Source organism: Streptomyces sp. Tu6071 (genome assembly GCF_000213055.1).
Taxonomy (GTDB): domain Bacteria; phylum Actinomycetota; class Actinomycetes; order Streptomycetales; family Streptomycetaceae; genus Streptomyces; species Streptomyces evansiae.
In genome coordinates, this window is record NZ_CM001165.1 from 3,471,908 (window position 1) to 3,492,607 (window position 20,700).

The 20,700-nt window shown below is 71.8% G+C and carries 19 protein-coding genes; 7 read left to right on the plus strand and 12 right to left on the minus strand.

Annotation, left to right across the window (positions count from 1 at the left end):
• Positions 1–167 precede the first annotated feature (167 nt).
• The 5 genes from STTU_RS14260 to STTU_RS14275 all read right to left on the minus strand — a co-directional run bounded on the left by STTU_RS14260 (position 168) and on the right by STTU_RS14275 (position 5,331).
• A complete protein-coding gene (locus STTU_RS14260; RefSeq protein ID WP_234019233.1) occupies positions 168–1,238 on the minus strand; it encodes a hypothetical protein in 1,071 nt (356 codons plus the stop codon).
• Positions 1,239–1,548: 310 nt separating this feature from the next.
• Entirely contained in the window at positions 1,549–1,950 is a 402-nt protein-coding gene (locus tag STTU_RS14265; protein WP_007823995.1) for a hypothetical protein, read from the minus strand.
• A gap of 11 nt (positions 1,951–1,961) precedes the next feature.
• On the minus strand, positions 1,962–3,089 hold the full coding sequence (locus tag STTU_RS14270) for a hypothetical protein (RefSeq protein WP_234019234.1): 1,128 nt from the start codon (positions 3,087–3,089) through the stop codon (positions 1,962–1,964).
• Between the two features lie 1,003 nt (positions 3,090–4,092).
• A complete protein-coding gene (locus STTU_RS34645) occupies positions 4,093–4,410 on the minus strand; it encodes a helix-turn-helix domain-containing protein (RefSeq protein WP_158678792.1) in 318 nt (105 codons plus the stop codon).
• Between the two features lie 144 nt (positions 4,411–4,554).
• Positions 4,555–5,331 carry a hypothetical protein gene (locus STTU_RS14275; protein WP_158678793.1) on the minus strand — a complete coding sequence of 259 codons (777 nt, stop codon included), beginning with the start codon at positions 5,329–5,331 and terminating at the stop codon, positions 4,555–4,557.
• A gap of 926 nt (positions 5,332–6,257) precedes the next feature.
• On the opposite strand from STTU_RS14275, the gene STTU_RS36065 reads away from it, so the two are divergent.
• The 5 genes from STTU_RS36065 (at position 6,258) to STTU_RS14290 (ending at position 9,323) form a co-directional block, all read left to right on the plus strand.
• Positions 6,258–6,521, plus strand: a complete 264-nt coding sequence (locus tag STTU_RS36065; RefSeq protein ID WP_078518975.1) for a DUF397 domain-containing protein — start codon at positions 6,258–6,260, stop codon at positions 6,519–6,521.
• A 328-nt stretch (positions 6,522–6,849) separates the two neighbouring features.
• Complete coding sequence (locus tag STTU_RS14280) at positions 6,850–8,058, plus strand: hypothetical protein (protein WP_007823997.1); 1,209 nt, start codon at positions 6,850–6,852, stop codon at positions 8,056–8,058.
• Positions 8,059–8,067: 9 nt separating this feature from the next.
• Positions 8,068–8,229, plus strand: coding sequence for a hypothetical protein (locus STTU_RS35420; RefSeq protein WP_007823998.1), 162 nt, complete (start codon positions 8,068–8,070; stop codon positions 8,227–8,229).
• A 42-nt stretch (positions 8,230–8,271) separates the two neighbouring features.
• Positions 8,272–8,781, plus strand: a complete 510-nt coding sequence (locus STTU_RS14285) for a class I SAM-dependent methyltransferase (RefSeq protein WP_267881240.1) — start codon at positions 8,272–8,274, stop codon at positions 8,779–8,781.
• Between the two features lie 17 nt (positions 8,782–8,798).
• Entirely contained in the window at positions 8,799–9,323 is a 525-nt protein-coding gene (locus tag STTU_RS14290) for an O-acetyl-ADP-ribose deacetylase (protein ID WP_007824000.1), read from the plus strand.
• 111 nt (positions 9,324–9,434) lie between these two features.
• Here the strand turns inward: STTU_RS14290 and STTU_RS14295 are convergent, their stop codons facing one another.
• Together STTU_RS14295 and STTU_RS14300 are read right to left on the minus strand one after the other, a co-directional pair.
• Positions 9,435–11,729, minus strand: coding sequence for a HelD family protein (locus tag STTU_RS14295; RefSeq protein ID WP_007824001.1), 2,295 nt, complete (start codon positions 11,727–11,729; stop codon positions 9,435–9,437).
• Positions 11,730–11,790: 61 nt separating this feature from the next.
• A complete protein-coding gene (locus STTU_RS14300) occupies positions 11,791–12,489 on the minus strand; it encodes a TetR family transcriptional regulator (protein WP_007824002.1) in 699 nt (232 codons plus the stop codon).
• Between the two features lie 200 nt (positions 12,490–12,689).
• Between STTU_RS14300 and STTU_RS14305 the strand changes: the two genes are divergently transcribed.
• Positions 12,690–13,397: a hypothetical protein gene (locus tag STTU_RS14305; RefSeq protein ID WP_007824003.1), complete on the plus strand. Its 708-nt coding sequence runs from the start codon at positions 12,690–12,692 to the stop codon at positions 13,395–13,397.
• Between the two features lie 68 nt (positions 13,398–13,465).
• Here STTU_RS14305 and STTU_RS14310 read toward each other — a convergent pair whose 3' ends face one another.
• The 4 genes from STTU_RS14310 to STTU_RS14325 form a co-directional block, all read right to left on the minus strand.
• Positions 13,466–14,794 carry a phosphotransferase family protein gene (locus STTU_RS14310; RefSeq protein ID WP_007824005.1) on the minus strand — a complete coding sequence of 443 codons (1,329 nt, stop codon included), beginning with the start codon at positions 14,792–14,794 and terminating at the stop codon, positions 13,466–13,468.
• A gap of 659 nt (positions 14,795–15,453) precedes the next feature.
• Complete coding sequence (locus STTU_RS14315; protein WP_052862371.1) at positions 15,454–16,242, minus strand: HAD family hydrolase; 789 nt, start codon at positions 16,240–16,242, stop codon at positions 15,454–15,456.
• On the minus strand, positions 16,239–17,321 hold the full coding sequence (locus tag STTU_RS14320; RefSeq protein ID WP_324607886.1) for a winged helix-turn-helix domain-containing protein: 1,083 nt from the start codon (positions 17,319–17,321) through the stop codon (positions 16,239–16,241). The genes STTU_RS14315 and STTU_RS14320 overlap by 4 nt, the downstream gene beginning before the upstream one ends.
• 171 nt (positions 17,322–17,492) lie before the next feature.
• The gene (locus STTU_RS14325) at positions 17,493–18,350 is read right to left on the minus strand and encodes a GntR family transcriptional regulator (RefSeq protein ID WP_043255195.1); all 858 of its coding nucleotides are present in this window, start codon (positions 18,348–18,350) and stop codon (positions 17,493–17,495) included.
• Between the two features lie 259 nt (positions 18,351–18,609).
• On the opposite strand from STTU_RS14325, the gene mshD reads away from it, so the two are divergent.
• Positions 18,610–19,560, plus strand: coding sequence for a mycothiol synthase (gene mshD, locus STTU_RS14330; RefSeq protein ID WP_043255196.1), 951 nt, complete (start codon positions 18,610–18,612; stop codon positions 19,558–19,560).
• Between the two features lie 46 nt (positions 19,561–19,606).
• Here the strand turns inward: mshD and STTU_RS14335 are convergent, their stop codons facing one another.
• Positions 19,607–20,611 carry an endonuclease/exonuclease/phosphatase family protein gene (locus STTU_RS14335; protein ID WP_007824021.1) on the minus strand — a complete coding sequence of 335 codons (1,005 nt, stop codon included), beginning with the start codon at positions 20,609–20,611 and terminating at the stop codon, positions 19,607–19,609.
• Positions 20,612–20,700 lie beyond the last annotated feature (89 nt).

A 20,700-nucleotide genomic window follows, 5' to 3' on the forward strand; every position in this document is an offset into this window, starting at 1 on the left:
GACCGGGGTCTTCCCGATCCCCGTCGAGGAGTACCGCCAGACCGGTCAGGCGTGGAACTACGAGCGATCCTGAGGTCCTACAACGACGCGGGCTTCTACCAGTTCAGCAGAGGCGGAACATGCGAACCGTGGCGCTGAGAGAACGCCGGGCGCAGGAGCGTCCAGCGCTACTGCGCGGGGTCGACAGGGACGGATGTTGCCAGGGCCATTTCGATGGCCGCTACGGCGTCAGTAAGCCTGCGGTAGATGGGCGTCGAACGCCCCATGCGCCTCAGGCCGTGCTGCAACGGATCGCGCATGTGCTTCTCGCAGACGACAAAGTCCGCGTATCCGGCCGCGCAGGAAAGGTAGATCATGTCAGTCAGGTCATTAGGGCGCCACCTCGTGCCCTTGTTGAGATGCCGACTCTGAAGCATCTCCCGGAAGAGGCCGACAGCAGGAGACTCGCCAATGGCCCGCACCCAGCCTTTGAAGCCCCAGCGCCGGAACAGTTCCTTCGAAACGTCTGCCGCAGCTGCCTCCTCGGCCAGTTCCCGCTGCAGATCCGTCACGAGGTGGATGTCAATGGCCCTGCGCTTCTGTTGTGAGTCCTGGTCAAGCTCGTCCAGCCAGTCACTGAACCGCTGGCTTGCCGCGGTCCACCCGGTGTCCGGCCCCTCCCCAACCCTCTGGGTGTCGAGCATGGCATCGATGGAGCCGGAGGCAGCGACTAGCGCCTCGGGCTGGAAAACAAAGTGGTTCTGGAACGTAGACGGCATCTCAGCACCAGCCTCGGCTCGGCGGGTAGGGGAGTGAAGAGCATCCGGGTCGAGAGTGAAAACCGGGGCATTACGCACGTTGCCGGGTCGATCTAGTCGGTGGCAAAAGGCATCGTAAATCTCGTTTCGTCGGACCTGCAGCGGATCGCGCATCTGCCAGCCTCGGCTGTACTGAAGGATCGTCAACCCGAGGTCGTAGCGCTTATCCGTGCTGAACCGTTTGCCGGTCTCGTAGTAATGGCCGGCAGAAACAGGCAAGACGATCCGGCGTTGGTCCACCCATTCTTTGAGTCTCAGGGCAGCGGCTCGATCTGCCTCGCTGCTCGTCGGCGCACCGTGGGATGCGTTGCTCAGCAAGCTCCACTGGTTCTGGTCGAGGTACACGACGAGCCGTCCTGCCAACTGATCAGGGGCCCCCGCCAGTGGCATTTCGAAGAGGACCTGATCACCGCTCAGGGTGGTAGCGAGGAGGGCTGCCAAGGCTGGACTGAAGTCCAGTCTGGCTATGACGCTCGTGTCCTCGAACGGGGAGGGGTCCAGGGGGGAACCGGGCCTCCTTCCCATCCGAGCGGGTGAAGATGGTGCACGATGCCGCGCGATCCATCGTGACGAGCTTGATGGAGAGGGTGCTTTCGTCTTCCACAGCACCTATCTTGCGGTGCTTCTCCCGAGAACGTGAAGGGGCTTAATTCCGCATACGCGGACCCCTGCGTTGTTTCCAGGGCCACTTTGGGCGCCAAGTGCGGAACACAGCTCCCCATAAGCTTCGAGCAGGCGCCCCACCGGGGGTTCAGCTCAGCAGCCCATTCACGGCATGCGCGAGAGCCTCTCCGCTCTGCTGGACAACCGTCCCGAGAACGAGTGCCGGCAGCGCCTGCGCGACCCCCCTCAACGTGGTCGCGCTCTCGGCCGGGGCCGTGAGCGAGCCGTCTACCGTGCCCGCCATGGCCCTCAGCGCCTCTACGTGCTGTAGACCAGCCGCGTTGCGGTCCAGATCCTCGCGGAACGTGATGAGGAGATCCCGAACGGCCTCGACGTCGGTGGTCCCGTCTGCCGATGCAGCTTGGTACACGCGTGAGATGTTCTGCCCGACGACATTCTGGAGTGGGGCGATGTTGTTGCCGCCGATACTGATGCCCGACCCGTGTCCCGGTTCGGATGTGGGGTCCGGTCGGCGTCGTCCGATGGCCATTTCTTTCCTCCCTATTTAGCGGGGCCTTGTCCAACGTTGCTGTTGCCGTTGCCGACGACGTTCTGGATGGGCGCGTTGTTGTCGCCATAGATCTGGATGTTGTTGGTCACGGCGGCTACCTGCTGGTCGTATGCGGTGGTGTCGATGCCCCGGTCGCGCAGGTAGGAGGCAACCGTGCGGAAGACGCAGGTCTCTATGAGGACGACGTGGCGCTTGGCATCGTCGCTCTGGTGCATATCAGTGACTTCCTCGGTCGAGTACCGGTCTCTGATGCTTACCGGGCCCTCTTCCTCGACGTGACTCTCGATGCTCTCGCCGAGACCGATACGGGCCACCCTTCGCCACAGAGTGAGTGGACCGACAACTGCATCCAGGAGAGCCTGGACCGTTACCCATCTCCACAGCCGTATGCCGTGCTGCCCGGCAGAGGCAGCCGTCACTTTCAGCTCGTTGTAGAGCGGGGTCATCACGTGCGGTCGCACGGTCAGCCTCAACTCACCCGCTTCCAAAGCAGCGTGCACGAAAACGCTGACCACGACCTGGCCGTTCCAGGTGATGCACTGCGCGCGCAGGTATAGGCGTTCCGGCTCACTGGAAGGCGACTTACGGCCCCTGCCCGCCAGGTCTGGGGCTTCCCCGTTTCCCTCCCGAGTCCGCTGTAGCCAGAGGTGGGACGGTAGCCCGAGCACCCGCTCCATGGAAAACCCTGGCAGCGGGTCCGTGATCTCCCTTACGCCACGGCCCAATTCGTCAAGTGCGGCACCTACACGCCGCAGTAGTTCGGCTTCACCGAAGGACTTGACCGGCTCCTCGGGGTCTTTAGGCTTTAGAGGGATGTTGATGTGGGCGGCTCCCCAATGATCACGGCCGGCACCGATGAAGTGCTGCGAAGCGTCGTAGGGCAGGAGACGCCCCTCCTGCTCCTCTCCGAGCACGGATACCCTCCGAGAGGCCCTCGGCGTCGCCCACGGCAATGCATCGCGGGAGACCTTCTCGCGGCTCAACACGGACAGCGCGGATCTCGCAAGGAGCCGGTCCCCGGCATACACCACCACCATCCCGGCGAGAAAGCCGAACGGCACTACGGCTAGGCCAAGACGAGTCGCCGACACCACGTCCCCACCCGAGTGGTAGGGCACCAGCGCAAGCAGCCATGGGATGACGAGAGGTAGGTATGCCAGACGTGGGCGACGGGCCAATCGACTGTTGCGCCTCTGTTTGCGCTGGGCTCGAAACGCTGCCCACCTCATGGTGAGGGCGATCGTGATTGCCCCCAGCCAGATCGCTGTCGCCCAAGGAGTGACGTACCCGACTCCTGCCAGAAGCAGCAGGAAGCACAGACGCCGTAGGCGTTTACCTCGGTGCGCACGCACACTGTGCCTCACCACAGGGACAAGATCGAACCCATAGGACGGCACGGGAGCCGGCGGGCCATTCAGTACGTGGTCGACAACCCACTGAGCCGTCGGTTCACCCAGCGGAGGGCAGTCGTCGCTGCCCTCCAGGTAGATGGGCCGACGCGTGCTACGACGCGGCCTCTTCGCGGGGGCGTTTTTGCCCCGGAACATGCGCCACCATGCCTTGATTTGCTTCGCTCGGTCCGGCCGCGCGTACACCGCTTGACACAGAAGCCTCGTCACCTCGGTGGCCGTCGGTTCCACCTCAGCAGGCCGAGGGGTATCAGCTAGGTGCGGTGCCCGCTGCGTGGGGACACCCGGCCATTGGCCGGGTCCCGACTCCCCGTGCCTCTTCCTCCCCCGGGCCTTGGTGCCCCAGGCAGCTCCCATACATTCCCCCGTTCTCACTTACGGCGGGCATTTTCACGGCGAATGACGGAGACCGCCAGACCACAAAAGCGACATTGTGCACAACAGGCCGCAGCGCGCGTAGGAATGGCCGAAATATGTTCAGCTTCGGCAGACCGAAGTCCTGCGAAGATCCACCAGTGAAGGAGGGGGAATGGAAGCGCAGCTCAGCCCACCGAACGGATCTCGCGGAAGGTCTGCATCCACTTACCCAGGAGATTGGGCTCTGCCAACAGATCGATTTCGAGGCACGACCTGAAGGTTTCCCCTGTCTAGCTGAACCGCTGGCGTCCGTCGCCGACCACCAGCGCGCAGCTGGCCACGGAGCAGACCGCGCTCACGAACTGGGGCTCACCTTGGGGCGCGCTCGTGAGCTGGGCTTTAGCTCCGCGATTGGATGACGCGTTGTCGGCCGCGCCGACCGCACATCCGGCTCGCAATGGAACATCTCATCGATACGTTCGAGATCATTTTCGGTAAAGTACACAAACTTGCCGATCTTCCCATGCGGCAGCTCCATGATGTGGGCCCGCAGCCAGTTCTCACTGACGCGCAATTCTCGGGCCGCCTCGGGGTATGTCATCCGCCCTTTGCGCTTAGGGTCGCAAGGCATCTTTTTTGAACGGCCGCCGATCAGGCAGCGACTGTAGGCCACCTTGGGTCCCTCAGAACTCATGCTTGCACCGCGCAATCTCAGAGCAGGCGGAGCCAATGCCGACGGGCTCAGCTCTCACCCGCCCAGTGTGACACCAGTTAGGCCGTCGCTAGGCAGCACCGTTCCGCCGAACCATCAACCTCGTCAGACAGGCAGAAGCTCGATGATGCGCGCAACGCGACCCCAGCCCGCTACCAGAGTCGCAGCGAGGACACTCGCTCCCAGAGTTAGCCACGGGCGCAGATCGTCGCCCACACCGATGACCGGCAGTACGCGTGCCGTGAGCACCGCCGCAACCATGGCTGCGACGATTGCCAGCGCGATATGAGCGGACTCGAGCCAGGTGTTGCGCAAGCGGGACACAGGCCGTACCTCCTGTAGCCGCTCGCTAGACAGAAGGGCTGCCTGCTGACCACACAAGTGATTCTCAGCGATGGCCAACTGCAGACGCGCAAGCTCGGTGAGCGCACGCGCCGGAGCCACATCCACTTGATGCAGCGCGACCCGTTGCGCACCGGCGACGAGCGCGGCATGCCGCTTGATCGGTCGAAGTCTGGAAGAACGCCGCGGGACCGAACGCGCGATGGTGTGCACCTGAAAGAGGCGCTGCTCGACAAGTCTGCAGCTTCGGTCTACATTCCGGAGCGCTTTGGCCTTCGCCCTTCCCCGAGGCGCTGCGCTTGCCTCGGCGCCGGCGATGACAGCATCGATCACCGCTCGGACCAATCGATATTGCGCAGTCGAACTCCACCGCATCGCATGCAATACAGGCACGAAAATCACCCCGAACATGATCACCAGAATGACCATCCAGTCACCAAAGCCCATGGCCACTTGGTTCTCCGGTTTACCCATCCACCGGTAGTGCTCCACTGCTTTGATGCCCCATGCCCAGTGCAGCCACGCAACTCCAGATTCCACTAGCGCGAGTGAGACTCGGACGGCTGCCCATACGGCGAACCAACCGCATATGACGGCCAGCGCACAAGCTCCATAACGAGGGCGCCAGGATCCGAGAACGCCGTGTACTCCCGGTGCCTCAGCAACCGGAATGCCCAACGACTCCATGGCCGCATCCAGCTCGCTCCTCCGAGTCCCGGCCCAGCCCCATCTCTGGCTGGATCTCCTCTGCCAGAGCCTGTGGCGAGCCCAGAGCCGGATGGCCCAATGCTCCAGTCGTAAGTCCCACGCCGCCATAGAAGTCCCCCAGCCCAGTCCGCTTTACATGGTGTGGAGCCGCATTATGGGGCATCCGATGCCCCCGCCACTGCGAGTTTCTACAGCACGGTCGAGCGCGCGCTTGGTTGCATCTCGGGTTGCGTTCACCGACGTACGACGCCGTTCGCGGACCACACCAGTCACGGTCGTACCGCAGGTCAGGACGCTCCCGCACACCCTAGAACCCCTAAACGGACATTTTGGAAAGCGCGCTGGGCCCCCACGAGGAGCCAGTGCATGCCGGACGTAACGTGCGCGAGATCAGGGCGGTGGGGCGCGAGTTCCGGTGGAACGGGACGACGACGCACTCCCGGCGCGCCCGCCGCAAGAGGCTCACCCGACACGCAAACTTGCTGCTGCAACCACAACGGTCCACGCCGATCCTGCAGGTGGCCGCTCCCCATTGGGAGAAATCCGGGAGATGATCTTCCAGCCGAGGCCCACCGAGCCCACGCGAGGCCACTCCGCACCATGCGTCTGACCAGCACAGATACCTATCACTACCGGTCGTGATCCTGCCCGAACCTCATTCGGGACGAAGAGGTCGTGGGTTCAAATCCCGCCACCCCGACAGCCAAAGCAGCAGATCAGGGCCACCGACTCACGTGAGTCGGTGGCCCTGATTCGTTGTGCGTGTCTATTTGCGTGACTACCGCGCCGCGAGGAGCGAGGGGTCTCGAAGATTCACTCATGGCGACGCCCCGCCCCTCGGTTGGAGGCCGCACCCGAGCGCATCGGGGTGGTACTCGACCTGGGCGGCGAGGGGACGTGCGTCCGGTGCTGTCGTCCCGGTACGTGCCAGCAAGGCGGCACCCTACGGGCCGGTCCTCACCTTCACGTCCGCCTCCTGGGGCGCGTTCGTCGCGGACGTCAAGGGCGGCCCAGTGGGCTGACGTTCGGGTGGGAAGTGGAGAGGCGGGGCCGGTGGCGCCCACGTGCGCGGTCGGCCCCGCGCCCGCATACCCGGCCGCCGGGCGGCGCACCGGGACCCCGTGCGCCGGGGTCCGGTGCGTCGCCGATTTCCTGAAAGGACCGGGGGAAAGAACTCCTACCCGCCCGCCCTCCCCGCGCGTGCGCGGCGCCTCACTCGTACGGGTGAGGGGCTTGCACGGCGCTCGCGGAGACGGTTACGTTCGCCGCGACAACCGCACACAGAACGGCCCCCGCCGGGACGGCAATCCCGGACGAGGGCCTGACCAACCAGGAAGCAAACCCTTCCCGATGGCTGACACGCAGTTTAACGCGCCCTCTTGCGCCCCTTCCGGGGCTTCTCCGGCCTCCGCGGCCCCCGTCGAGGCCGCCCCCGCCCCCGTTTTCGAGGCCGCCCCAGCGCCGCACCACGCCTCCGAGGTTCCCGCCGACTCATCTCCCGGCCCCAGCGTCCCCGCCGACGCGCACCACGCCTCCGACACCCCCGACGGCTCTCACCCCGGCTCCGGGGTTCTCCACGTCCGCACCCGGCTCACCACCGGCTTCACGGTCCTCGCCAATGCCCTTCTCCAACGGCGCGGCAGTGCCGTCACGGTCGGCGTCGCGGCGTACATCCTCTCGCTGCCCGACGGCGCCCCCGTGACCATCGACGCGCTCCGTGCCCACTTCACCGAGGGCGAGGTCCTCATCTCCCGGGCGCTGCGCGAGCTGGAGGCGGCGGGCTACCTGGAGCGGCGGCGCGTGCGGCTCGCGTCGGGGAGGTTCCGTACGTGCACGTACCTGCACGACGTGCCGGTCGGCCGCAGGGGCGGGGCACTGCGCGAGGTGCGGCACGGGGACGGTGCACAGCAGCGCGCGGCCGGACGGCCGGCCCGGCACGAGGGACGAGTCCGGACGCGTACCGGCGAGTCGGCGCCCCTCGCCGCAGCGGTCCCTTCCCGGGTCCATGAGAGCGGGGCTCGCACCGCCGCCGTCCCCCGGCAGCCGTCCGACCCTCGTGAACGTGAACCCGTGCCGCTCGCCGCCGTCGATCCCCGCGCTCTCCTCGTGCTCGCCTCGCTCCGGCGCCGCGATCCGCGCCTCGTGCTCTCCGAGCGCGACGCGGCGGACCTGAGCCCCGCCATCGGCCGCTGGCTCGCTTCAGGACTCAGCGCGCGCCGGATCGCGGATGTCCTCACCGCACGCCTCCCCGATCATTTCGTCAGCCGTCCCGCCGCGCTCCTCGCCTTCCGTCTCAGGGACACCCCGCTGTCCGCGCCGCCCGAGTCCAAGCCCTCCGCCGCAGCCCCCGCGCCGCCCGCCGTCCACCCGTTCCACACCTGTGACGGCTGCGAGCGCGTCTTCCGCTCACCGGACCCGGGGCGCTGTCGCGACTGCCGCTCGGGGGCGCGGGAGGGCAGCGCTTTCATCGCGTCCCCGGCCGCTTTCTCGCGCGGCACGCGGGGGGTGGGTGCCCGGGAGGTGGCGAGATCTCTGACGGGTCGCACGGTGCTCCCGTAGCCTCCGCGCATGACCTTTCCGCCGCCCCGTGCGCTCACGTCCGCAGAGAAGACCGTCGCGTCGGCGGTGGCGCCCGAGGGGGGTGCCGCTGTGCGGGGGTCGTACGACGCCGTGGCGGAGAGTTATGCGGAGTTGGTGGGGCGGGGGATGGAGGACGAAGCCGTCTGGTAGCGCGGGGTGTTGCGGGTCTTCGTGGAGTCGTTGGCGCCGGGTGTGGTCGTCGGGGATCTCGGGTGCGGGACCGGGCGCGTCGCGGGGTATGTGCGGGGGCTCGGGGCTTCGGTGGTGGGGGTGGACATCTCGCCGGGGATGCTGCGGGTCGCGGCGCGTGATCACGCTCAAGTGGGCTTCGCAGCGGGGGACATGGCTCGGTTGCCGCTCGCGTCCGGTGTGCTCGGCGGGGCGCTCGCCTGGTACTCGACCGTGCACTCCTCCGATGGGCAAGTGGACGCGATGGCGGCGGAGTTCGCGCGGGTGCTCGCGCCCGGGGGTGTGCTGTGCGTCGCGTTCAAGGTGGGGCCGGACGGCTCGGCTCCGGCGTCCTGGCTCCGGCACGCGTACGGGCATGCGGTGCAACTGCCGGTGTATCGGCGGCCCGTGGACGACATGAGCGCGATACTCGGTCGGCACGGGCTCGTGGAGACGGCGCGCGTGGTGCGGCAGCCGGTGGGGCGACACGAACCGACCCCGCAGGGATTCGTACTGCTCCGTCGCGCCGCCTGAGTGGCACTATCGGCGCCATGAGCGATACGGAGTGGCCGAAACTGACAGTGGTGCGCGGGGACCTCACCCGCCAGGACGTGGACGCGCTGGTGAACGCGGCGAATTCGTCGCTCCAGGGCGGCGGGGGTGTGGACGGGGCCCTGCACCGCGCCGCCGGGCCCGAACTCGCCCGCGCCGGGCGGGACCTCGCGCCGTGCCGGCCCGGTGATGCCAAAGCGACCCCCGCCTTCCGCCTCTCGCCGCCGGTCCGCCACGTGATCCACACCGTGGGCCCCGTCTGGCGCGGCGGCGGCAACGGCGAACGCGAGACGCTCGCCTCCTGCTACCGCCGCTGCCTGGAGGTCGCCGACGAACTGGGCGACGTCACGAGCCTCGCCTTCCCGTCCCTCTCGACGGGCATCTACGGCTTCCCGGCGGACGAGGCCGCCACGATCGCGGTCCGCACGCTCCGCACCACGCCGACACGGGTCACCGAAATCCGGCTCGTGGGGTTCGACGAGCGGGGGTACGACGTGCTGCGGGCCGCGGTGGCGGAGGGCTGAGCGCGCGGGCGGAGGGGGGCGGCTGCCCGGCCACGCCTCGCAACGGTCACACGCGTCCGGAGAGTCCCCGTTCACGGGTCGTTTCGGTCGCTCGTGTCCGGAGGGGTCCGTTCACGCGTCGTTTCGGTCGCTCGCGCCCAGGGGTGACGGGCCCCCGTGGAGGATGTGCAGGCTCGTGACCGCGCGGGTCAGGGCGACGTAGAGGAGCTGGTCGCCGCGCGGGGTGCTCGCGCGGACGGCGGCGGGGTCGTGGAGGACGACGTGGTCGAACTCCAGGCCCTTGGCGAGGCACGCGGGGACGACGGTGAGGCGGTCCGTGGGCGCCAGGCCGTGCGCGTCGAGCATCGCCCGTACGGGAAGCTCTTCCGCGCACAACACCGCGACTGTTCCCGGGCGTTCGAGGGCCCGGCGGACGGCGGCGGCGAGCGTGGCGGGGTCCGTCGCGCGGGTCGTGGCGAGGGCGGTGGGCTCGGCGCGCAGCGAGCGGGGCGGGCGCAGGGTGGGGGCGATGCGCGGGAGGAGGCGGCTCGCGAGGTCGAGGACGGGCGCGGGGACGCGGTAACCCGTGGTCAGTTCGGTGTACGCGGTGGCGGGGCGGCCCAAGTGGGCGAGATGCGTGGGCCAGTCGCGGGCCGCCCACGGCGTCGTGCCCTGCGCGAGGTCGCCGAGGACCGTGAGGGACCCCGCCGCGCCGAGGCGGCGCGCGACGGCGCGGCACTCCATCGGGGAGAGGTCCTGCGCCTCGTCGACGACGATGTGCCCGAAGACGGGCGGGTGCGCGAGCAGTCCGGCGGCCTCGTCGAGGAGGACGAGGTCGGCGGCGGTACGGGCCCGGCTCGTGGCCGGTCGGCGCAGCGCCTCGCACGCGTCGGCGTCGAGCAACCCGGCGGCGTACAGCTCCGGTCGGGCCAGCGCGGCGCGCAGCACGTCCTCCGGCCGGGCCTGCGGCCACAGCGTGTCGAGGAGCGTGCGAACGGGGCGGCCGTGCGCGACGCGGCGCTCCCACGCGGCGGTACGGGGACCGGCGCGGCGTTCGGCGCGGGCGCGGACGAGTGCGAGGAGCCGGGCGCGGAAGCGCTCGCGGCCCGCGCGGTAGGGGAGGGTGCCGTCGCCGACGGCGGTACGGATCGGGGCGAGCGCCTCGCGGACGGCCTCGGCGTCCACGCGCCACAGCGCGGAGCCGTCGGGGACGGTGAGCGAGGCGTCGGCGTCCCCGGGGGCGGCGGTGAGGGCGTGGAGGGCGCGGTGCAGGACGGTGGCGAGGCGGGGATCGTGCTTGAGGCGGGCGGCGGGTGCGGGGTCCGTCGTGCGGGCGGGGCCGTGGTCGAGGAGGGCGGTGAGAGTGGACTGGCGGACCCCCGATTCACCGAGGGCGGGCAGGACTTCGGCGATGTGGCGGAGGAAGGCGGGGTTCGGGCCGAGGACGAGGACGCCCGCGCGGCTCAGGCGGCGGGGGTGCGCGTAGAGGAGGTACGCGACGCGGTGCAGGCCGACCGCCGTCTTGCCCGTGCCCGGGGCGCCCTGCACGCAGACCGAGACGTCGAGCGGGGCCCGTACCAGCGCGTCCTGCTCGGGCTGGAGCGTCGCGGCGATGTCGCGGAGCGGGCCACTGCGGGGACGCTCGATCTCGGCGAGGAGGAGGGGGCTCGTGGGGGCGGCGGAGGTGTCGGCCGAGGCTCCGGCGGCAGAGGTTTCGGCCGAGGCTCCGGCGGCACCGGGCACCTCGGCGGGGGCGGAGGCACCGGGGCCTTCGGCGGGGGCGGGGGCCTCGGCGGGCTCGGAGGCTTGCGGCGACTCGGGGTACTCGTCCTCGTACGCGGTGAGGGCGTCGTCCGCGCCGTCCGCTCCCGGGGCCCAGCCGAAGCGGCGGCGACGTGCGAGGCCGTAGGGCTCCGCGGGGCTCGCGCGGTAGAAGGCGCGCGCGACGGGCGCGCGCCAGTCGACGACGAGCGGGGGCACGGTGGGGTCCTCGGAGACGCGGCGGCGGCCGAGATGGTAGCGCTGCCCGGCGTGCTCGCCCGCGCGGGCGGACTCCGGGACGAAGTCGATACGGGCGAAGAAGAGCGGGCCCGGGGGGAGTTCGTCCAGGTCCCGCGCGTGACCGCGCAGGGCGCGGCCGAGCACCTCGGCGTCGGCGCCCGAGGCGGAGACGGTCGCGCCGCTGAGGACGTGGTCGTGGGCGGCCTCGCGTGCGGCCTCGACAGCGGCGCGGCAACGGGCGTGGTGGGCGCGGGCGGCGCGGAGGGGGGCGGGGGCTTCGGGCTCGGCGGGGGTGGCGGCGGTGGGGGCCGGGGCGGGCGAGACCGAGGGTGGGACCGGGGTCGGGGACGGGCCGCACGTGGTGGACGGGGTGGGCATGCCGGACGAGGTGGGCGAGGCGTCGGCGGAGGGAGGCTTCGGCGTCATACCTCCGAGCCTAAAGCAACCCAGTTACATTTGTAACTCGGTTAAACACGTAGTGCCCTGCTCAGCGCTCCCCCAGCGCCGTCGCGAGTCCCGTGAAGCCCTCCTCGGCCTCGTGCGCGGCGGTCGGGTAGAGGGCGTCGGCCGTGGCCCCGGCCGCGATGCGGCGCCAGTTCTCCATGGCGAGGACGCGCTGGACGGCGACGATCTGGGCGGCGGCGAGCCGGTGCGCGAGCGGCGGGAGGTCCGCGTCCGGCGCGGGGGGTCCGGCGAGGGCGCGGGCGAGGGCCGTTTCGGAGCGGTGGGTGTAGGCGTGGAGACGCGCGAGGAGGGACGGCGTGCCGTAGAGGAGGCGGTGGTAGGCGAGGACGGCGGGCACGTCGTTGAGGCCGGTCACGGGGTCGCGGCGGTCGAGCCCCGTACGGAAGTGGGCCGCCAGGGCGGCGACCGGGGGGCGGCGCTCGGCGCGGGCCTCGGTCACGACGCGGGCGGGCTCGTCCTCGTGATCGGCGAAACGGTGGAGGACGAGGTCCTCCTTGGTGGGGAAGTACCGGAAAAGCGTCGGCTTCGAGACGCCCGCGACGGCGGCGATCTCGGCGACGGGCACCGCGTCGAAGCCGCGTGCGAGGAAGAGGGCGATGGCGGTCTCGGAGACGTGCCGGTAGGTCTGGAGGCGCTTGCGTTCACGCAGGCCGGGCGGCCGGTCCGCGCCCCCCGCACCGCCGTTGCCCGCGCCCTGACCCGCCCCGCTCCTCGCTCGCACCCGGCCATCCTAGGCAGGCGGGAGGGGCGGGCGGGGCGCAGCCGTTCGTCGCTGTCCGCCGCCGTACGAGAGGGGGGCGGGCGAACCCGGGCCGGAGGCGGGGGGGGCCGGGGCCCTCCCAGGGTGGCTCCCCGACGGACCCGGGCTGATAGCCTCCCCTCTTCGCCGGGCCACCGGCCGGAGTCCGCAGGCAGGCCGCCATGCACCCGTACCGGCACGCGCTCCTCAGCGCGCTCGACGCCCTCGACGCCGCCTTCGCGGCGGAACCCGCCTTCCCTGTCACGGGTTGCGCGTACTGCTGGGGCGAGGAGCACTTCGCCGAGCTGTCCGGGCCGCTCGACGCGCTCTCCGAGGAGACGATCCTGGGCGTCGCCATGGAGGTCTCCGATCACTGGAACGACTTCCCGCGCCTGTACCGACGGCTGACGCCACTCCTCGTCCGGCGCGCCGTCCTGGGCGGTGAGCACGGCGTGCCGGCCGATGTCGTGGCGTCCCGCTTGCGGGAGGCGGGGTGCCTGGGGTGGGCCCCGGGGCTGACGGACGTGCTGCGGGCGGTGGGGGTCACGTGGTGGCGGGCGGTGCTCCACGGCGAGGTCCGCGGCGCGGGCGGGAACCCGGACGCGGGAGAGGCGCTCGGCGTGCTCACGGTCGCGAGCGGCACGGTACGACCGTGGCTCGGCATCTGGGCGGCGACCCGGACTCCGTACGCGGACGCCCTCCTGGCGGAGTACGTCGCCCAACTCCCCTCCTCAGTGGACGATCTGGGCAACGGCTGGTGGGACGACGATCCGCGTCACGACCCGCGACGCGAGGTCGCGACCTGGCTGCTCCGCGACGTGCGGGACCGGCTGAACGGCCTCACGCCCGACGACGTCATGGCGCTCGACGAGGTGCGCTGCACGTTCTGAGGCGGCGGGGCGGCGCGGAGCTGGTGGGCCCGGACTCAGGGAGCCGCGCCGAGCCGGTGGGCCGGGACTCAGGGAGCCGCTCCGACCGCCCCTCCGAGCGCCGCGAGAGAGGCCCGCGCCGCAGCCAGCGTGCGGCCGTAACGGCGCACCGCGCGGCGGACGTTGGGGGCGTCGAGCGCCGTACCGGTGACGATGCGGTCGAGGTCCAGGTACGCGCTGCGGAGGCGTTCGAGGTGGGCGTAGACGGGGGCGTCGCGCTCCCAGCCCGTTGTGCGGTCCTGGGCGAGCGCGCGGCTCCAGCGGTCGAGCATGCGGCTGCGCAGCGAGGGGCGGGCCGGGGCGAGGTGGAGGTGGCGGACCAGCTCGTACAGGGGGTCACCCGTCAGGGCCAACTCCCAGTCGATCAGAGCGAGATCGTCGCCGGGCAGGCGGACGATGTTCCAGGGGTTGAGGTCGCCGTGAAGGAGGCCGGGGGTGCGCGGTGTGACGGTGAGCGGAGCGAGCAGCTCTTCGAGCGCCGCCGGGCCGGGCAGGCCGCTCGCGGTGGCGCGGGCGAGGACCGGGGCGGGCAGCGAGGTCACGAGGCGGACGAGTTCGGCGCGCAGCCAGGCGAAGAACTCCGGTCGCCCTGCGGCCGGTTCGAGGTGGGAGCAGTCCACGCGACTGAGCGCGGCGAGCTGGTCGACGAGGGCGTCCGCCTCGCGCACGCGCAGCCCGTTGACCGGGTGGCGGGGGGTGAGCCGGTCGGGCGTGACGCGCGCGGGGGCGGGCAGCGGGCCCTCGTACGTGTGGAGCGAGAAGGAGCCCTCCGCGTCGCGGCCGAGCGCGAGGACGCGGGGGACGCGCGGGGCGTCGGGCGCTCCGCCCTCGTACGTCGCGTGGATCGCCTCCAGGACGCTGTGCTCGCTGTAGAAGCCGCGCTCCCTGCGGACGGCGACAGCGGGGGCGAACCTCCGTACGACGACCGCGCGTTGCCAGACGGGAAGCCACACGACGACGTTGCGGTGCGCGGTGCCGCTCAGGACGCGGACACGCGCCGGGTCGGCGGTACGGGCCGCCGCGAGCGCCTCCGTGACGGCGGCGACCGGGAACTCCGGTCCCAGCGGCACACGTTCGTCCGGCGTCCAGCCGAACCGGCTCGCGGACGACGGCGGTACGGGGCGATGACGACCGGTGCCCGCGACGTGGGCGCCCGCCGCCTGCGCCCCGGCGGCGTGGGCGACCCCGCAGGCGATGGCGTGCAGGCGCGGAGCGGTCCCGTGGTGGGCGGCACGGAGGCCGTGCGGCTCGTAACTCCCGTGTGACGCACCGTGCGTGGCGCCGTGCGCGCCCTCACGCCCGCCGCCCTCGCCGCCACCCGGCTCCTTGCCCTGCCAACCGGACCTCACGGTGCGCACGTGCCACTCCCGAACCGGCCCCGCCCTCCGGGGCTCTGCTCGCTCACCGTAACGGGGCGGAAGAGGTGCCTCCGCTCGCGGGGCCGCGAAGAAACGATTCAGCGGACGGCAGTACGAGTCCCCGCGCGGCGCGCCTCATTTCGCCACCCGCCCGCCACCCCCGCACGCAAGCCCGCGCCACCCATTGCGCCAGGTCAGGGGTGGGAGTGGAGGGTGGCTGGACGGGGGCGGGCGGAGGGGACGCATCGGGTTCCGGTCAGGGGTGGTGGACGGGTGCGGGAGGGGTGACAGGGCGGGGGCTGTTCTTCGTACGGGACGTTGTGCGTCGGCGACAGGAAGTGACGGGGGGCGGGTGCGGGGAAGGGGGGAGAGGCCGCGCGGGGGCGTGGGGGCGGGAGCGAGCGGGGCGGGCGGGCAGGAAGGCGGGCGAAGGCGAGTGGGGTTGGGTGGCGGCGGGCTCGTTCGTCACAGGGGGCGACGGGTGTACCCGGCAGGCACCGCCTGCACCGGGTACGTCTCGCTGCCGCACGGGGCAGGCACTGTCGGCCTTCGGCTACGCCCCGCCGCACCCCCGGCCGCCCCCTCACCGCCCGACCGGCGGGACGCGTCCGAGCGGACCCCGGCCAACCGTCCCGCCGCCCCTCCGCTCCCCCTCCCCCCTACAGCACCTCCGCGTACGACGCCACCACGTGCTTCGCCCCGGCCGCGCACAACTCCGCTCGCCGGGACGGGCGTTCGGCGTAGCCCAGGAAAGGGATACCGGCGGCTCGGGCCGCCTTCGCGTCGCCCGGCTCGTCGCCGATCATGAGCGTCGCGCGGGGGTCGGCGTCGAGGGACCTGACCGCCTCGGTCAGGCAGTACGGGTCGGGTTTGAGGCGGAGCGGGAGGCTCCTGCCGTGGTAGTGGTCGGCGAAGTAGCCGTCGAGGTGCTGGAGTTCGAGGTAGCGGCGGGCGGCGAGCGGGGAGTTGTTGGTCGTCACGGCGAAGCGGCGGCCCGCCTCGTACCACGTGTGCAGGAGTTCGGCGAGGTGCGGGGTCGGGCGGGCGCTCTCGACCGCCTTCAACTCCTCCTGCGTCAGGAGGGATTCGAGGGCGCGGACGGTGCCGCCCTCCGTGTCCCGCGTGCCGACGGCGCGCAGGAGGGCCTGCGGGTTCTTGCTGAGCGCGGCGCCCGCCGCGAGCGCGCGGCCGCCGGGGCGCGCGTCGAGCCAGCTCGCCATCCGGCGGGCGATGCCGCGCGCGGGGTGCCCGGCGAAGAGGCGGCACACGGGTCCGTCGAAGTCGAAGAGCACCCAGCGGGTGCGGTCGAGCAGTTCGGTGAGGGGTTCGGCGGGGGTCTCGGCGCGGAGGGCGGGCACGGCCGGCCCGGACTCCGGTCCGGGCCGGGGCCCCGACTCCCGTGCGAAGCAGGCGTGTTCCGGTTCCGTGTGCGTCCTGGTTGTCGTCACCCGTCGAGTTTCAGCTCCTCGCTGATGGTCTGCCAGAGGCCCTCGAACCAGCGGGCGGACTGCGCGACGAAGACCTCGTCGCGCGGACCGTGCGTGACGTCGTACGGAAAGAGCTGGGCGCGCGGTCCCCAGGTGTCGATCATCTCGGGGACGTCCTCGCCGTTCTCGTCGGTCCGTCTCACGAGGTAGTACGCGAAGAGGGCTTCGCTCCCGTTGAGGACGTACAGCTTCACGGGCGGGGTGAAGGGGACCGTGCGGAAGGCGACGGACACCTTCGTGCCGTGGGACTGCCGCAGCCCGGTGAGCGTCCGGCTCAGGACGCGTACCTGCGAGTCGCGCATCTCCAGCCAGCGGCGGTGGACGGCCGCCGCCTCGACGGGCTCGCCCGAGGCCGCGACGGGGAAGGCCAGGTCGATGCTGCGGCTGGGCAGCAGGATGCGCACGTCGACGGACTCGGGCCGCAGGCTCCCGCTGTGCACGCCGATGACGGCCTCGCTCACGGCGGGGATGAGGGATTCGGCGGTGAGGCAGAGGGCGTCGATCCGCACCTCGGGCGCGGCGAACGCCCGTACGAGGCGGGGGCCGAGCGCGACGAGCGTGGGGCGCGGTTCGGGGGTGCCGCCGCCCGCGCGCTCGCCGTCGTGGCCGGGCTGCGCGACGCGCGGCGGGACGCCCTTCGTGGAGTGGCTGAGCAGGCCCTCGGCGCGCAGCGCTTGGAGCGCCTGGCGCACCCGGCCGCGCTCGACGCCGAACTCCTGCGACAGCTCCGCCTGGGTGGGGATGCGGTCGCCCGCCTTGAGCACGCCGCGCGCGATGCGGTCGCGAAGGGCGGCGGCGATGGCGGCGGGGGTGGGGGGCAGGGGGTGCGGCGGGGACGACGGGGCGCCGAACGGTGCGGGCGCCGCTGACGGCGGGGGCGCGGGGACGGGGCCCGCTGACGGTGCGGGCGCGGGGGCGGGGGCCGCTGATGGTGCGGGCGCCGGTATCGGGGCGGGTGCGGGCGCGGCGGAGGGGCCCTCGGCGGTCCGGCCGGGGCTCGGGGCCGGGCCCGGGGACTCGACGGGGTTCTCCTCGCTCACGTCATCACCGTACAACTTCATGCCACCTCAGGGGAGTTGTCGGCAGATGAGCGGAAAGTACGGGCCAACAGCACACAACCGGACCGCAACCAGAACCTTCTTTCCGCCAACTCCGTCCCGCACACCCGCTCCGGGCGCCCGGCCGGGCCCGCAAGTCCCGCGTCCCGCCCCTCACGTGAGCCGCAGCGGCGCGCTGATCGTGTTCCACAGGCCGTCGAACCACGCGGCGGACTGGCTGACGAAGGCGGCGTCGCGCGGGCCCGCGTCCTGGTCGAAGGCGAAGAGCACCGCCTCCGTGCCCTCGGCGTCGAAGGTCTCGACGTGCGCGGGCCCGTAGTCCGCGCCGCGCCGCACGGGGGTGTAGTACGCGAACAGCGCCTCCTCCTCGTTGAGGAGGTAGAGCTTCACGGGCGGCGTGAAGGGGATCGCGCGGTACTCGACGTGGACGTCCATGCCGTGCGAGGAGCGCAGGGCGAGCAGGTTGTGGGCGAGGACCTTGCCCTGGGCGTTGCGCTGCGCGAGCCAGTGGCGGTGGACGACGTCGCTGTCCCGCGCGGCGCTCCCCGCCGGGCCGCCGCCCGGGTCCACCGCGGCCGGGAAGGCGAGCCCTATGGCGCGGTCGGGGAGGAGGACACGCAGGTCGACGCGGTCCGGCTTCAGTTCGCCCGCGTGGATCTGGCGCAGGGGTTCGCCCATGGCGAGGGTGAGCGAGACGGAGGTGAGGCACAGCGCCCGGATCTCGACTTGCGGCTGTTCGAAGGCCGTGGCGATACGGGGGCCGAGCGCCGCGGTCGTGGAGCGCGGGAGCTGGCCGGGGCCGCCGCGCCCGCGCGCGGCGTGGTCGGCGACGGCCGGGGGCGCGCCCTTGGTGGCGTGGGTGAGGAGGCGTTCGGCGCGCAGGACGCGCAGGGCCTCGCGCACGGTGCCGCGCTCGACGCCGAACTCCGCGGCGAGCCGGGCCTGCGTGGGCATCCGGTCGCCAGGGCGCAGCGCCCCGGACCTGATCCGGGCGCGCAGTTCGTCGGCCACCTCGCGGTGACTCGGCCGCGGCCGGGTGCTCCCGTGCGGAGCGCTCGCGCCGTGGGCACGGTCCGTACTCACAAGCTCACCCTACAACTTCACGCCAAGTTGAGGGAGTTGCCGGTTCGCTGGTCACCGGGCGCGACCAAGCGGGGACGGGTGGGCGGGTTTGGTCGCCAAGTGAGGGGTTGGTCGGGGGCGTGGACAGCGGTGACGCGGCCAGGGGTGGTGGCGGCATCGGGCCGCCCCGTACTCGTACGCTCGCAGCATGAGCAGCGAAGCGAACACCCCCACCGGGCCCGCCGCGCCCGCCCCCGCGCGCCGGATCGATGTCCTCGACGTCCTCGACGAGGAGCAGGCCACCGCCGTCGGCGAGCTGATCGCCGCGGGCGCGCGCGAGGACGGGCAGTACGCCGTCTCCGAGCAGGGCCGGCTGCATCTGCGCGGCGGCGAGCGCCCCGGCGTACGGCACGTGCTGCTGCGCCTGCCGGACGGCACCCTCGCCGGGTACGCGCAGCTCGACGGCTCCGACCCCGTCGAGTCGCCGGCCGCCGAACTCCTCGTCGCGCCCGGTCTGCGCGCGCGGGGCCACGGCCGGGCGCTGGGCGAGGAGCTGCTGCGGCTCACGGGGCGGCGGCTGCGGATCTGGGCGCACGGCGGGCACCCGGCGGCGCGGCACCTCGCGCGGGTGCTCAAGCTGCACCTCTTCCGCGAGCTGCGCCAGCTGCGCCGCCCGCTCACGGACCTCGACCTGCCGGAGCCCGTGTGGCCGGAGGGGATCGCGGTGCGGGCGTTCGTGCCGGGGCAGGACGAGGAGGCGTGGCTGGAGCTGAACGCCGCCGCGTTCGCCCACCACCCGGAGCAGGGCGGCATGACGCCGCGCGACCTCGCCGACCGCGAGGCGGAGCCGTGGTTCGACCCGGAGGGCTTCTTCCTCGCGGTGCGCGAGGACGGCGGCGAGCTGGTCGGCTTCCACTGGACGAAGGTGCACGCGGCGGAGGAACTCGGCGAGGTCTACGTGGTCGGGGTCCGCCCCGGCGCCCAGGGCGGCGGCCTCGGCCGCGCCCTGACCACGACGGGCCTGCGCCACCTCGCCTCCCGCGGCCTGCCGACCGGAATGCTCTACGTGGACGCGGACAACGTCCCGGCGGTGACGGTCTACGAACGCCTCGGCTTCACGACGTACGAGACGGACTTGATGTACCGCACGGAGAACTGAGCGGAGGCGGTCCGGGGCGGAAGGCCGGACCACGCGCGAGTGCCGTTCAGGACACCTCGCAGCCGCCTCCCGCCCCGCCCCCGCCGCCCGCCGTCCAGCTCAGCTCCGTGTACACCGCGTTGTGGTCGGAGCGCCTGGCGTGGACCTCCGCCCAGCGGGCGTCCTCCTCGGCCTGGCTCGTCACGACGCGCGGCTCCCCCCGGTCCTTGTAGACCTGGCCCGCGCCGGGGACACAGTGCAGCCCGCTGCCGAAGTAGACGTGGTCGATGGGCAGGTTCCCCGCGCCCTCCGGCTCGCCGTACCAGACCGGGCTGTAGGCCGTGGTGAAGGTCTTCGCGTGCAGGGTGCTGGTCCGCCGGCCGGCCGGTACCGCGTCGGTGAGCGGGCCGGTGCGGGACGCGAAGGCGTCGTTCACGTGCGCGGCGGTCGCGTCCGTCCTCCGCGCGTTGAAGTCGCCGGCGACGACGGTACGGGTTCCCAGCGGAAGAGCCGCGCCGAGACCTGCCGCGAGCCGGTCGAGCTCACGGCCCTGCCGCTCCGCGTCCCCGTTGGCGAGGTGGACGTCGACCACCGTGGCGCGGTTGTTCGTCCCCTTGCGCGCGAACTGCGCCCAGGGGAAGACCTTCGACGCCGCGTCCGGTTCGCCGACTCCGACCGTCCCGCTGTCCGTCACGCTCAGGGTCGACGTGTTGTAGAGGATCCAGCGCTCGTCCTGCTTGGAGGCGATCTTGTACTCCTCGAAGATCGCCTCCAGCTTCTCGCCGTCCCCCGCCGTGCCGGTGCTCACCTCTTTGTAGTTCGCCTCCTGGAGCACCAGCACGTCCGGACGTCTTGACTGGCCGTCGCGGTTGACGACCCACTCCTGGATCTGGCGGAGACGGTCCTCGGTGCCCGCCAGTCCGTACGTCCCGGCGCACCGGGTGTTCATGCAGACGTTGTAGGTCAGGACTCGGAGGGTGTCGGGGTTCGGGTTGTTCGTGAAGCCGGCGGCGGAGGCCGGGCTCACGGCTCCGGCGGTGAGAACGAGCGCGGTGAGCGCGGAGATCGCCACGCCGGAGAACCTGGGTCTCCGGCGTGGCGGTCGGGCTGTGCGGAGCTGCGGGTGCGGCGTGTTCACGTCTGCGTGCCTCTCTCGGCGGG